10 protein-coding genes are annotated in these 12,668 nt (G+C 70.0%); 2 read left to right on the top strand and 8 right to left on the bottom strand.

Annotated elements, in window-relative coordinates:
* Window positions 1–7: 7 nt before the first annotated feature.
* The 5 genes from ACRSCF_RS23780 to ACRSCF_RS23760 all read right to left on the bottom strand — a co-directional run bounded on the left by ACRSCF_RS23780 (window position 8) and on the right by ACRSCF_RS23760 (window position 7,554).
* Window positions 8–205: a hypothetical protein gene (locus ACRSCF_RS23780; protein ID WP_016450117.1), complete on the bottom strand. Its 198-nt coding sequence runs from the start codon at window positions 203–205 to the stop codon at window positions 8–10.
* On the bottom strand, window positions 202–1,344 hold the full coding sequence (locus ACRSCF_RS23775) for a PepSY-associated TM helix domain-containing protein (protein WP_034368758.1): 1,143 nt from the start codon (window positions 1,342–1,344) through the stop codon (window positions 202–204). Before ACRSCF_RS23775 ends, ACRSCF_RS23780 begins: the two co-directional genes overlap by 4 nt.
* A 100-nt stretch (window positions 1,345–1,444) precedes the next feature.
* Complete coding sequence (locus ACRSCF_RS23770; protein ID WP_324622696.1) at window positions 1,445–3,613, bottom strand: TonB-dependent receptor; 2,169 nt, start codon at window positions 3,611–3,613, stop codon at window positions 1,445–1,447.
* Between the two features lie 62 nt (window positions 3,614–3,675).
* Window positions 3,676–6,186, bottom strand: coding sequence for a TonB-dependent siderophore receptor (locus ACRSCF_RS23765; protein ID WP_411165073.1), 2,511 nt, complete (start codon window positions 6,184–6,186; stop codon window positions 3,676–3,678).
* 171 nt (window positions 6,187–6,357) lie between these two features.
* Window positions 6,358–7,554: an MFS transporter gene (locus tag ACRSCF_RS23760; protein ID WP_244387222.1), complete on the bottom strand. Its 1,197-nt coding sequence runs from the start codon at window positions 7,552–7,554 to the stop codon at window positions 6,358–6,360.
* A 95-nt stretch (window positions 7,555–7,649) separates the two neighbouring features.
* On the opposite strand from ACRSCF_RS23760, the gene ACRSCF_RS23755 reads away from it, so the two are divergent.
* Window positions 7,650–8,237, top strand: coding sequence for a TetR/AcrR family transcriptional regulator (locus ACRSCF_RS23755; RefSeq protein ID WP_012203814.1), 588 nt, complete (start codon window positions 7,650–7,652; stop codon window positions 8,235–8,237).
* Here the strand turns inward: ACRSCF_RS23755 and ACRSCF_RS23750 are convergent.
* Window positions 8,234–9,613 (bottom strand): PLP-dependent aminotransferase family protein, encoded by a 1,380-nt coding sequence (locus ACRSCF_RS23750; RefSeq protein ID WP_034368759.1) that lies wholly within the window; start codon window positions 9,611–9,613, stop codon window positions 8,234–8,236. The genes ACRSCF_RS23755 and ACRSCF_RS23750 overlap by 4 nt on opposite strands.
* A 123-nt stretch (window positions 9,614–9,736) precedes the next feature.
* Here ACRSCF_RS23750 and ACRSCF_RS23745 point away from each other — a divergent pair, with 123 nt between their 5' ends.
* Window positions 9,737–10,600: a DMT family transporter gene (locus tag ACRSCF_RS23745; RefSeq protein ID WP_012203816.1), complete on the top strand. Its 864-nt coding sequence runs from the start codon at window positions 9,737–9,739 to the stop codon at window positions 10,598–10,600.
* Between the two features lie 87 nt (window positions 10,601–10,687).
* On the opposite strand, the gene ACRSCF_RS23740 is transcribed toward ACRSCF_RS23745, so the two are convergent.
* Together ACRSCF_RS23740 and ACRSCF_RS23735 are read right to left on the bottom strand one after the other, a co-directional pair.
* On the bottom strand, window positions 10,688–11,617 hold the full coding sequence (locus ACRSCF_RS23740) for a tripartite tricarboxylate transporter substrate binding protein (protein ID WP_070080619.1): 930 nt from the start codon (window positions 11,615–11,617) through the stop codon (window positions 10,688–10,690).
* Window positions 11,618–11,620: 3 nt separating this feature from the next.
* Window positions 11,621–12,550, bottom strand: coding sequence for a LysR family transcriptional regulator (locus ACRSCF_RS23735; protein WP_070080618.1), 930 nt, complete (start codon window positions 12,548–12,550; stop codon window positions 11,621–11,623).
* Between the last annotated feature and the right edge of the window lie 118 nt (window positions 12,551–12,668).

The following is a 12,668-nucleotide window of genomic DNA, read 5'->3' as shown; positions in this document are numbered from 1 at the left end:
CCCGGCTTCAGCCCGGCGGCCTGCGCCGCAGCCATCCATGCCAGATCCCTGCCGCCGTGGGAACGGCCAGGCAGACGCCGGCCAGCATGTCGCCAAGGCCGCCGTCGCTGAACAGGGCCGAGACCAGGCCGATGGCCGTCAGCACGCCCAGCGCGATGGGCCAGCCCCAGAGGGCGAGAAAGCCCCGGTGTCGCGCGCCGCTCATGCCGAGACCTCCTTGCCGCGCGGCGCGGGCTGCGGGGCCGGCAGGCTCTTGCCCTTTTTGACCCACAGGTACAGGCCCGTGCCCAGCACGATGATGCTGGCGATGTCCAGCAACGCCCAGAGGATCTGCATGGCCCGCCCGCCGTAGTCGCCGAAGTGCAGCGGCTGGGACACCAGCAGCGCCGTCAGATACCAGGGCAGGGCGGGCGCGGCCGTGACCTGGGCGGTCCTGGCGTCCACCAGCACGGGCAGGAACAGGCGCGAGGTCAGGGGCTCGTTGCCGCGCAGGAAGAAGGTGTGGTGGTGCGGGCTGGAGAACGTGGTGCCGGGGAAGGCGATGAAGTACAGCCTGGTGCCCGGCACCTGCTGCTGGGCGGCCTGCAGCGATTGCTGCAGCGAGGCGCGCTCCGCCACCGGCACCGTGTCCTGGCCCTGGTAGGGCGCCAGCACGCTGCTGAGCTGGTCATGCTGCCAGTACTTGATCAGCAGGTCGGCCCAGGTATTGATCATGCCGGTGGCGCCCACCACGAACAGCCACACCAGGGTGACGATGCCCAGCAGGTTGTGCAGGTCCAGCCACTTCAGGCGCGGCTGGCGCGTGCGGCGCACGGTGCCGAAATCGAGCTTGCGCATGAAGGGCGCGTACAGCACCACGCCGCTGACGATGGCGATCAGCAGCAGCAGCCCCATGAAGCCCAGGAACAGCTTGCCTGGCAGGCCCGCGAACAGGTCCACGTGCAGCTTGAACATGACCCACATGAAGCCCTGGTCGAAGCGCGGCTGGGCCAGCAGCTCTGCCGTGCGCGCATCGATGACCACGGAGCGGAAATCGTCCGTGGGCGCCGGCGTGGGCGTCATGGTGACGAACCAGAGGTCGTCGGTGTCGTCGGACTTGGAGACGAACTGCACCACGCGGTCCGGGTGCTGGGCACGGGCCACCTCCAGCACCTTGTCCAGGCTGGCATGGGGCGTGCCCTGGGGCATGGGCGGGGCCTCCACCTCGGTGCCCAGCAGGTGGCCGATTTCGTGGTGGAAGATCAGCGGAAGGCCGGTCAGGCACAGCAGCAGCATGAAGACGGTGCAGACCAGGCTGCTCCATTTGTGCAACCAGGCCCAGGTCTTGATCGTGTGGCTTTGCATGGGGTGTTCTTTTCTCTGACAGAAGGGGGCCTGGGGCCCCCGCCATCACCGCGCCCCCGGCGCCATGCCGGGGGCGGGGCGGTTGCCGGTGGCCGGTGGCTTAGAAGTCCACTTGTGCCGACAGCATCAGCGTGCGCGGCGCGCCCGTGGTGGTGTAGCCGGCGGCAGTCACCCAGTAGCTCTTGTTGCTGACGTTCTCCAGGCTGGCGCGCAGCACCACGGGCTTGCCGGCCACATGGGTGCGCAGGCGTGCGCCCAGGTCCAGGCGTGTCCAGCCGGGCATGCGCAGGATGTTGGCCGCGTCGTAGTACATGGACGAGGTGTGGATCACGCGGCCGTTCAGGCTCAGGCCCTCCACCCAGGGCGTATCCCAGTCCAGGCCCAGGTTGAAGGTGCGCTCGGGCACGCCGTTGGCATCGTTGCCCTGGTTCACGCCGCCTGCCGTGCGCGAGAGCCTGGCGTTGTTGAAGGCCGCGCTGGCCAGCAGGCGCAGGCCCTTGTGGATCTCGCCGTAGGCGGTCAGCTCCAGGCCGCGGTTGCGCGTCTCGCCGCCGAAGCTGTAGACATTGGTCACCGGGTCGGTCATGGAGCCCGGGCGCTGGATCTGGTAGAGCGCGGCCTGCGTGGTCATGCGGCCCCAGTCCACCTTCACGCCGACCTCGTACTGCTTGGACTTCTGCGGCGCGAACACCTGGCCGGCATTGGCCGTGTTGGGCCCGGCCGTGCCGCCTGCCGACAGGCCTGCCGTGTAGTTGGCGTAGACCGCGACATGGTTCTGCGGCTTGAACACCACGCCGGCCAGCGGCGTCACGGCGCTGGCCTTGTACAGCGTGGTGCCGCTGGCGTTCTTCTGGTCGATGGTCTGGTCGCGCAGGCCCACGGTTACCAGCAGGCGGTCGCTGAACAGCGCCATGGTGTCGGCCAGCGCCAGGCTGTGCTGCGTCAGCTCGGCGTTCTTGGTGGGCGCGCCGCGCACGAAGTCGATGGCAGGCAGGGGCGACGGGTTGTAGATGTTGGAGGGGACGGCTTCGGTGGTCAGCTGGTAGAAGTAGCCGCTCTCGCGGTCCATGTAGTTGGCCGCTGCCACCACGGTGTGGCCGATGGCGCCGGTCTTGAAGCGCGTGCGCAGGCCCACGTCGGCCGAGGTGGTCTTGTTGAACTCGTCGTAGAAGCCGTTGCGCACCGTGAAGTTGCCCAGCGAGTCGATGCGCTGCACGGCCGTGGGGAAGCTCTGGTCGCTGGACACATCGCTGTAGCCCACGCCGCCGTAGACGGAGGTGTTGGCGTTGATGTCGTATTCCACGCGCGAGATCACGGTCTTGGCCTTGTCCAGCAGCTCCGTGCCCGGGTTGAAGTTGATGCGACTGTCGGGCACGGCGGGCACCTGGGTGATGCCGGCCAGGAAGGCGCTTTGCGGGCGGAACTCCGTGGTCTTGCCGCTGGTGGTCAGCGCGTCCAGCGACCAGCGCAGGCCCTGGCCTTCGTAGTCCAGGCCCACCGAGGCCAGGCCCAGGCGCTGGCGGCCGCCGTCGATATTGCCTTCGCCGTTGCGCCACACGCCATTCACGCGCACGCCCCACTGGTTGTCTTCGCCAAAGCGGCGGCCCACGTCCAGGTGGGTGCCGAACTGGGCCTTGCCCATGTAGGTGGCGGTCAGGCGGTTCAGCGGCACGTCGCCCGCGCGCTTGGTCACCACGTTGATGCTGCCGCCGATGCTGCCGCTGGGGCCCACGCCATTGGTCAGCGAGCCGGGGCCCTTGAGCACTTCCACGCGCTCGATCACCTCCAGCGGCAGGCGCGTGGAGGGCGACAGGCCGTACAGGCCGTTCACCGACACATCGCGCATGGACAGGGAAAAGCCCCGCACCTGGAAGTCATCGCCATAGCCGCCGCGCGCCTGCAGGGTGCGCACCGAGGCGTCGTTCATCACCACGTCGGCGATGGTCAGCGCCTGCTGGTTCTCGATCAGCTCCGAGGTGTAGTTGGTCGTGCTGAAGGGCACGTTCATCTGGTCGGTCTTGCCCAGGATGCCCAGGTCGCCGCCGCGCGCGATCTGGCCGCCGGCATAGGTCTTTTGCAGTCCGCCGATGGCCTCGGCCTGGTCGCTCACCGTCACCTCCTTGAGGGCTGGGCCCTCGGCCGTCTGGGCCGCCACGCCCACGGCGGCCAGGGCCAGGCCGGCGCCCAGGCATTGGCGGATCAGGCGCGTGAGGGGATGGGGAGCGAAGCGGAAGTCCGCAGGAGTGCTGTGGTGCGTCATGGCAGTCATGTGCAAAGGTTGGAAAAACCGTGAAGAAAAAGCCGGGGAAGGAGGGCAGGCCGGCCGTGGCCCTAGAAGCGCGCGCGCAGCGACACCGTCACGTTGCGCGGATCGCCGTAGTAGTTGTTGAAGTAGGTGCTGTTGGGCGAGAACTTGGCGTAGTAGCGCTTGTCCAGCAGGTTGCTCACGTTCAGCTGCAGCGAGTAGGTGTCGTCCAGGCGGTAGGCCAGCAGCGCGTCAAAAAGCGCATAGCCACCCTGGCGGGTGGTGACATCGCCCACGCTGGCGTAGGCATCGCTTTGCAGCCGCACGCCGGCGCCTGCGGTCCATCCCTGCAAGGGCCCCTTGAAGCGGTGGCTGGCAAACAGGCGCAGCGCATGGCGCGGGTCCACGGGGCGCAGCGGCTGGCCCACGTTGGCCTCGGAGGCGTCGCGCAGGTACCTGGCCTGGGTGTAGGTGTAGCCGGCCAGCACCTGCCAGCCCGGCGCGGGCTCGCCGGACAGCTCCAGCTCCCAGCCCTGGCTGCGGCTCTTGCCGCCGGCCATGAAGCAGTGGCTGGTCGGGTAGTACGGCAGGCAGGGCATGGCCGATGCCGTGTCCTGCATGGCGCTGCCCACGCGCTGGATGCGGAACACCGACACGCTGGCCTGCAGCCGGCCGTCCATGAAACTGCCCTTGAGCCCGGCCTCCAGGTCCTCGCCCCGGGCGGGCGCCAGGATGCTGCCGTCGGCGGCCTTCTTGTCCTGGGGGCTGAAGATCTCGCTGTAGCTGGCATAGGCGTCGAGCGTGTCCGACAGCGCATGCACCAGGCCCGCATAGGGCGTCAGCTCGCGGCGCACGCTGTAGCCGCTTTGGGCATTGCCGGGTTCGAGATAGCTCCACCAGCTCAGGCGCGCGCCGGCAATGGCGGTGAGCGAGTCGGTCAGCGACAGCCGGGCCCGCGCGAATCCGCCGTACTGGTGGATGTGGGACACGGGCGATGAATAGGCGTTGCCGTTGCCCTCGCTGTAGAAGGGCTCGGGGTAGCTGGTGTACGGATTCCAGCCGCGGATGTCCACATTGCGCAGCGGGCTCACGCCCCAGTAGCCCGTGGCGCCCGTGCTGCGGATGCGCTGCAGGTCGGCGCCCAGCGACAGCTCGTGCCTGCGGCCCAGGGCCTCGAAGGGGCCGCTGGCCAGCAGGCTCAGCGCGTTCTGCGTGCTGCCGTCGCCGCCATAGATGGAGGTGCTCACGTCGAACAGGTAGGGATTGCTGTCGCTGGCCCTGGAAAACGAGGTCTGCTTGAACCCGTCCGACCGAAAGCGCGTGTGCGCCGCCTGGGCCTTCAGTTGCCAGCCGCTGTCCAGCCGGTGCTCCAGCTCGGCAAAGGCCTGCTGGTTGTGGCGGTCCCAGGTATTCCAGGGCGTGCCCAGGTAGGTGCTGCGCGGCAGGCCGAGCTGGCTGCCGTCGGCGGCGGCGGGCAGGCCGCCCCAGGAGCCCGTGGCCTGCAGGTCCGTGTGCTGCAGGCCGGCCGTGAGCGTGGTGCGCGGCCCCAGGTCCGCCTCCAGCACGCCGTACAGGCCCAGGCGCTTTTCCTTGCGCGCGGTCTGGAACGATGCCTTGTCGTCCGCCAGCGCCACCAGCCGGCCGCGCAGCGTGCCGGCTGCGTTCAGCGGGCCGGACAGGTCGGCCTCCATGCGCTGGCGGTCCCAGGAGCCCAGCGTCAGCGCGGCCGAGCCTTGCCATTGCGCCGTGGGCCGCTTGCGCACCATGTTCACCATGGCCGAGGGCGAGCCCGCGCCACGCAGCAGGCCCGTGGCGCCGCGCAGCACCTCCACGCGGTCCAGCATGGCCATGTCGGGCTGGATGAAGGTGGAGGCCGAGGCCACCTGGTTCACATTGAGCCCGTCCACCTGCAGCGAATCGATCTGGTAGCCGCGCGAGTAATAGGCGATGCGCTCGCTGTCGATGTACTCCACCGTCACGCCCGGCGTGTGCTGCAGCACGGCATGCAGGTCGGGCAGGGCCTGCTCGTCCAGCCACTGGCGCGTGAGCACGGTCACGGGCTGCGGGATGTCGCGCACCGACTGAAGCCCCTTGTAGCCCGTGACCAGGCTGGCGGCATAGCTGTCCGAGGTTTCGGTCGTTGCACTGGCCGGCGCCGTGGCCCGGACCGTGACCGTGCCCAGCGTCTGCCCGCTCGTGCCCAAGGCCGCCGCTGGCAGGGGCCGCAGCGTATAGACGCCGCGGGACTCGTGCACGGCCTGCAGCGCCGTGCCCTGCAGCAGCCTCGCAAAACCATCGTCCACGGCATAGCGGCCCTGCAGGCCCGGAGACTGCCGCCGACCCAGTTGGGCCGCATCGAACGAGAGCGCCACACCGGCCTGGTTGGCGTACTGGGCGATCACATGCGCGAGAGGTCCGGCCGCAACGGAAAAGCTGCGCTGCGCCGCCTGGGCTGACGACGCCGCCCGGGAGGGTGCCGGCGCCGCAGCGGCCAGCAGCAGCGCGATTGCCAGCAGCACGGCGCTGCCCCTGGACGCACGCCACCCCGGGGCGGCGGGGCAGCCGTGCTGGGGCTGTCGGGAGTGCGGGCGTGGCATGTTGGCTGGGAAAAGTGGCGTGACTCCCCGTATGCCGAACAAGCCCTGCCCATCCTGCAAGTTCGGCTGGACTTTTTTTGCGCTGCCGCTGAGATTTTCTCCCTTATTTCCCGTTGATCACCAGGTGGGGTAATGCTGGATTGCTATGGTTTTATTTTTACAGCCAACGCATCAGGACGCCACCACCGGCCTGGGCTGGCGCGTCCCCGCCAGCGCCAGGCCCGCGAACAGCATCAGCATCAGGCCGTAGGCATAGGTGACCGGCAACAGGCCGAAGCGCGCGGCGGCCATGCCCGCCGCGATGGCCGGCATGCTGAACGCCAGGTAGCTGGCGATGTAGATGGCCGAGATCAGGGCGCCGCGCTCGTGCGGCTCGGCCAGCGGGATCACGCTGCGCAGCGCGCCCTGGAAGCCCACGCCGAAGCCCGCGCCCGCCACCACTGATGCCCCCAGCACCAGGGGCAGGCTTTGCAGATGGGCGCCGACCAGCAGCAGGGCCACCCCGGCCAGCAGGCCGCTGCCGCCGAACTGCAGCATGGCGCGCGGCGCGCGGCTGCGCAGCGTCCAGATGGCGGCGGCGGCGCTCAGCGTGTTGATGCACACGGCAAAGCTGGCGGCGACCTCCGAGCCCGTGACCGAGCGGATCATCGACGGGCCCAGCGACAGGTAAAAGCCCCCCAGCGCCCACACCGTGATGCTCATGGGCAGCACGCGCATGAAGTCGGCCCGGGCCTGGCCCGGAATGCGCACGCGGGGGCGCATGGCGGCCAGTGCGCCGGGGCGGCGCGCGCCCGTCTCGGGCAGCACGGCCATGGCGGCGGCCACGGCCACGAAGATCAGCGCCATGAGCCAGAACACCAGGCCCAGCTGCTGGCGCCACAGCTGCGCGAACTCGCCCGCCACGACAATGCCCGCCGCCATGCCGACCATGGGCGCCATGGTGCTCACCAGCGTGCCGCGCTCGCGGTGCAGGTCCAGCAGCGCCGCGCCCATGGCCGCACTGGCCATGCCGGTGGCAAAGCCCTGCAGCACGCGCGCCAGCACCAGGGCCTGAACGTCGCCCGCGCGGGCGAACACCGCCAGCGAGACGATCTCCAGCACCAGCGCCGCCAGGATCACGGGCTTGCGGCCCAGGTGGTCCGACAGCGCGCCCGTGGTGAGCAGGGCCAGCAGCAGGCTCAGCGCATAGACCGCGAAGACCAGGGTCAGCATGCCGGAGGAAAAGCCCCAGTCCTGCTGGTAGAGCCGGTACAGCGGCGTGGGCGCGCTGGAGGCCGCGAAGAAGCTGCCCAGGCCGAATGCCAGGACGGCCAGGCTGCGGCCGGGCCGGGCAGCGGGAGTGGAGTTGGATGGTTGCAGTACCGACATGGTTAAGAGCCCTGCTGCACAATTAATGCAAAGTTTTTGCGTTAGCGAATTCTGCGCTTGTGCGCTGCTAACGCAAATTTTTAGCTTTAATAACCATGAGCACGCAAGTCCCATCCCTTTCCAAAACAGGCGGTCCCGCCCGTCCCGGCGGACGCAGCGCGCGCATCCAGGCCACGGTCTACCAGACCGTCAAGGGCCTGCTGGAAACCATGCCGCGCGAGGAACTGAGCTTTCCGCTCATCGCCGCCCAGGCGGGCGTGACGCCGTCCACCCTCTACCGGCGCTGGGGCGACATACAGCAGCTGCTGGCCGATGTGGCCGTGGAAATCATCCGGCCCACGGCGCCGCCGCTGGACACGGGCACGCTGGAGGGCGATCTGCTGGCCTGGGCCGAGCAGTTCCTGGAGGAATCGGCCTCGCCGCTGGGCCGCACCATGCTGCGCGACATGGCCGCCGCAGCGGGCAACGAGCACACGCCCTGCGCCTGCGTGGAAATCCTGCGCGGGCAACTGGCGCAGATCGGCGAGCGCGCAGCGCGGCGTGGCGAGGCGATGCCCGCTGCGGACACCCTGATCGACGCGCTGGCCGCGCCCATCGTCTACCGCGTGCTGTTCGACCTGCCGCCGTCCCTGGAACACGTGCAGGCACGGGTGCGCGGCCTGCTGCAGGCTGAAACGGCCTAGCCCTTCAGCGCCCGCGCCAGCACCTCGAAGATCCGCGCATCCGAGCACTGCGCCACATTGAAGCGCAGGAAGTCGCCCGCGCTCTGCGACTGGCTGAAGGCATTGCCGGGCGCCAGCACCACGCCATCCTCCAGGCAGGTGCGCGCAAGCGCCGTGGCATCCATGCCCCCGGGCAACTGGCACCACAGGAACATGCCGGCCTGCGGCACCAGCCAGGGCTTCATGCCCAGGGCCTGCAGCCGCGCGGCCGTGCGTTCCATCTCCTGCGCCAGCCGCAGCCGCACGGACTCCATGTGCCTGCGGTAGCCGCTGTCGGTCAGCGTGCGCAGCACGATGTCGGCGGCCATGCGACCGCCGCCGAAGTTGGTGGCGATCTTCAGGTCCGCCAGGTCCTGCGTCCAGTCGGGCCGCGCCGCGATGAAGCCGCAGCGCAGCGAGGCCGACACCGTCTTGGAGAAGCTGCCGATCTGGATCACGCGCGACAGGCCGTCGAAGGCCGCCAGCCGGGGCGCCGCATGGGTCTCCAGGTCGCAGAAGATGTCGTCCTCCACGATCACCAGGTCCGAACTGTCGGCCAGCTTCAGGATGCGGTGCGCCACCAGTGGCGACAGCGTGGCGCCCGTCGGGTTGTGGATGGCCGAATTGGTGATGTACAGGCGTGGCGAGTGGGCCTGCAGCGCGTCGGCGAACCGTGCCACGTCGGGCCCCTGCGGCGTGTAGGGCACGCTCACGGCCTGCACGCGGTGCGCCTTGAGCAGCGCATGGAAATTGAAATAGCAGGGGTCGTCGATCAGCACCGTATCGCCGGGCTCCAGCAGGAAACGGCAGACCAGGTCGATGGAGTGCGTGCCCGACTCCGTCAGCAGGATCTGCTCTGGCGAGGTCTCCAGCCCCATGGCGGCCATGCGCCGCGCCAGCAGGCGGCGCAGTGCCGGGTGGCCCAGCGGCGTTGCGTACTCCGTCAGCTCCAGCGTGCCCGAGCGCGCCAGGGAGCGCAGCGCGCGGCGCACGCCTTCCTCGTACAGCCATGAAGGCGGCAGCCAGCCGCAGCCCGGCTTGAGCGCGTGGGCATCTGCCTGCAGCGACTGGCGGGCCAGCCACAGGGGGTCGACCTCCCTGTCCACGCGCGGCCCGATACCGCCCAGCGCCAGCGGCGCCACCGGCCCCGCCACATAAAAGCCCGAGCCCGGGCGCGAGGCGATCACCCCCTCGGCCGCCAGCCGCTCATAGGCCTCCACCACCGTGGACACCGACACCTGCATGGCCTGCGCCTGCGCGCGCACCGAGGGCAGGCGCGTGCCGGGCAGGCAGGTGCGCGCGGCGATGCGCGACTGGATCTCTTCCATCACCGCCTGGATGCGTGTGCCGCTGCGCATGGCTGCTCTCTCTTCTGTAGTGGATTTGTGTGCATAACAGTTCTTTTGAATTGTATTGGACTGTCTATGGAAGATCCGGCCGTGCAATGGCCCACTGCCTGCTGCAAACCAAGGAGCTTTTTGATGGACAAGACAAGCAGCGGGTGGATCAACGGATTCATCGGCGTGGCGATCTTTGCGGGATCGCTGCCGGCCACCCGCGTGGCGGTCGCCGACCTGGACCCCACCTTCCTGACCTGTGCGCGCGCCAGCATCGCGGCATTGCTGGCCCTGGCCATGCTGCTGGCGCTGCGCCAGCCCCGGCCCGCGCGCGCCGACATGCCTTCGCTGGCGCTGAGCGCGCTGGGCGGCGTGGTGGGCTTTCCGCTGCTGACCGCGCTGGCGCTGCAGTACGTCACCTCGGCGCATTCCATCGTCTTCGTGGGCCTGCTGCCCCTGTCCACGGCCGTGTTCGCCGTGCTGCGCGGCGGCGAGCGCCCGCGCCCGGCCTTCTGGCTGTTCTCGCTGGCGGGCGCGGCCTTCGTGGCCGGCTATGCGGCCGTGGGCGGGGCCGGGGGCTCGCTGCGCGGCGACCTGCTGATGCTGGCCGCCATCATCGTCTGCGGCCTGGGCTATGCCGAGGGCGCGCGCCTGTCGCGCACGCTGGGCGGCTGGCAGGTCATCAGCTGGTCGCTGGTGCTGGCCCTGCCCGTCATGCTGCCCGCCGCCCTGCTCAGCATGCCGGCATCGCTGGCCGATGTGGGCCGGCCCGCATGGCTGGGCCTGGCCTATGTCTCGCTGTTCAGCATGCTGATCGGATTCGTGTTCTGGTACCGGGGCCTGGCCCAGGGCGGCATTGCGGCCGTGGGCCAGATCCAGCTGCTGCAGCCCTTCATGGGCCTGGGCCTGGCGGCCCTGCTGCTGCATGAACAGGTGAGCTGGGGCATGGTGCTGGTCACCATGGCCGCCGTGGTCTGCGTGGCCGGGGCCAAGAAGTACGCGCGCTGAGCCCGTCCGGCATGGTGCAGGGCGTGGTGCAGGGCGTGGTGCAGGGCGTGGTGCAGGGCGTGGTGCGGGGGGAGCGATGCAGGGCGGTCAGCGCCCGGCCTCGCGCATCACCTGCTGCGCGAACTCTGCGGCCGAACCCTCGAACGGCTGGTTGCTGGCCGCCTCCAGCCGGCTGCGGATGGCCGGGGCGCGCAGCGCCTGGGCCACCGCAGCATTGATGCGCTGGGCCAGCGCTGGCGCCATCTGCGGCGGCGCGAACAGGCCGAACAGCGAATCCAGATTGGCCTGCGCATGGCCCAGCTGCGCCAGCGTGGGCACATCGGGCAGGGCCGCCAGCCGCTGCGGCGCGCCCACGGCCAGGGCCTTGAGGCGGCCCGCGCGCAGCGCCTGCAGCTGCAGCGGCGCCACATTGGTGGACAGCAGCTCGAAATGCCCGGCCAGCGCATCGTTGAGCTGCTGGCCCCCGCCCTTGTAGGGCACATGCACGATGGGAATGCGCGTGGCCTGCTCTATGCGCTGCAGCACGGCGTGGCCCGTCGTGCCCTCGCCCGTGGTGGCCCAGCGTATGCCGCCGGGCATGCCGCGTGCCTCGGCCAGCATGCCTTCGAAATCTGCGGCCTTCAGCGCCGGCGTGCCCACCAGCAGCATGGGCGTGCGCATCACGCCGGCCACGGGCGTCACGGAGGCTGCGGCCAGGCCCACGGCGGTGGCGGCGGCAAAGACCAGGGTGCGGCCGTCGGGCGCGCTGCGCGCCAGCAGCTCCAGCGCCACGGTGCCGCTGGCGCCGGGGCGGTTGTCCACGATCACGGCCGTGCCCCATTGCTGCGCCAGTTGCTCGGCCAGGGCGCGGGCCACCATGTCGCTGACACCGCCTGCGGGGTAGGCCACCACGATCCGCACGCTGGCGCCCGGCCAGGCAGGCCGGGCCGGCCATGCCTGGGCGGGCCAGGCCAGCGCGCAGGCGCCCGCCGCCAGCAGGGCGCGCCGGCCGGTATCGGTGCCTTGCGGTGCCCGCATGCCTCAGCCGCCCGGCGCCTGGTGGCGCTGCGCCAGCTCGCGCGCCAGGGCGATGAAGGTGGCCGCGGGTCCTGCGCCGCCGGTTTGCGTGCCGGCCTCGCGGTGCACCAGGGTGAGCGGGGCGCTCAGCCGCACGGCGGGCTCGAAGGCGCGGTAGACCACGGCCTCGGGATGGGCGCCGCGCACCGAGGCCGGCACGATGGACAGGCCCACGCCCGCCGCCACCAGGTTCACATTGGTCATCATGCGTTCCACCTCGGCGGCCACCTCCACCTGTACCTTGTGCCGGGCGCACAGCGCCAGCAGATTGGCATACAGCCCCGGCGCGCCCGTGCGCCGCACAAGGATCAGGCGCTCGCCATCGAGCTGCCTGAGCGCCACGGGCCGCGATGCATCGCGCGCCAGCCTATGGTCCACGGGAATGGCCAGCAGCGCGGGCTCCTGCAGCAGCGTCTCGAACACCAGGCCTTCGGGCCGGGCCACCGGCACGCGCAGAAAGCCGCAGTGCATGCGCCCGGCCTGCACGGCCTCGGTGATCTCGGCGGCATTGTTCTCGCTCACATCCAGCGCAATGTCGGGATGGCGGCCACGGCACAGGCGCAGCACCTCGGGCGTGAAGGCATGGGCCGCCGCCGAGCTGGTGAAGCCCACATGGATGCGCCCGCGCTCGCCGCGCGCAAAGGCCTGCATGCGGTCGCGCATGGCGGTGAAGTCGGCCAGCAGCCGTGTGGCCTCGCCCTGCAGCTCCAGGCCCGCGTCGGTCAGGTCCACGCCCTTGGGGTGGCGCCGGAACAGGGCAATGCCCAGCTCCTCCTCCAGCGCGCGGATCTGCTGCGACAGCGGCGGCTGCTGCATGCCCAGCAGCTCGGCCGCGCGCGTGATGTGGCCGGTATCGGCCACGGCCAGGAAGTAACGGAGATGGCGCAGTTCCATATATGTGAAAAGTATCCAGCCGATATCCTAAAAATCTTTGAAATATTGGACAAGCCTCTACAAAATCCCATCCAGTCACCGATGAGACCGCTTGCCGCGGCGCGGCAGGTGACTTCCA

Source organism: Delftia sp. 11MD, assembly GCF_050907895.1.
Taxonomy (GTDB): Bacteria; Pseudomonadota; Gammaproteobacteria; order Burkholderiales; family Burkholderiaceae_C; genus Comamonas; species Comamonas tsuruhatensis.
Note: the sequence above shows the minus strand (reverse complement) of the source record. Positions and strands in the feature narration are given on the sequence as shown.

Coding starts and splice junctions, on each gene's coding strand:
- ACRSCF_RS23780 (WP_016450117.1), bottom strand. CDS start 205: ATGAGCGGCGCGCGACACCGGGGCTTTCTCGCCCTCTGGGGCTGGCCC.
- ACRSCF_RS23775 (WP_034368758.1), bottom strand. CDS start 1,344: ATGCAAAGCCACACGATCAAGACCTGGGCCTGGTTGCACAAATGGAGC.
- ACRSCF_RS23770 (WP_324622696.1), bottom strand. CDS start 3,613: ATGACTGCCATGACGCACCACAGCACTCCTGCGGACTTCCGCTTCGCT.
- ACRSCF_RS23765 (WP_411165073.1), bottom strand. CDS start 6,186: ATGCCACGCCCGCACTCCCGACAGCCCCAGCACGGCTGCCCCGCCGCC.
- ACRSCF_RS23760 (WP_244387222.1), bottom strand. CDS start 7,554: ATGTCGGTACTGCAACCATCCAACTCCACTCCCGCTGCCCGGCCCGGC.
- ACRSCF_RS23755 (WP_012203814.1), top strand. CDS start 7,650: ATGAGCACGCAAGTCCCATCCCTTTCCAAAACAGGCGGTCCCGCCCGT.
- ACRSCF_RS23750 (WP_034368759.1), bottom strand. CDS start 9,613: ATGCGCAGCGGCACACGCATCCAGGCGGTGATGGAAGAGATCCAGTCG.
- ACRSCF_RS23745 (WP_012203816.1), top strand. CDS start 9,737: ATGGACAAGACAAGCAGCGGGTGGATCAACGGATTCATCGGCGTGGCG.
- ACRSCF_RS23740 (WP_070080619.1), bottom strand. CDS start 11,617: ATGCGGGCACCGCAAGGCACCGATACCGGCCGGCGCGCCCTGCTGGCG.
- ACRSCF_RS23735 (WP_070080618.1), bottom strand. CDS start 12,550: ATGGAACTGCGCCATCTCCGTTACTTCCTGGCCGTGGCCGATACCGGC.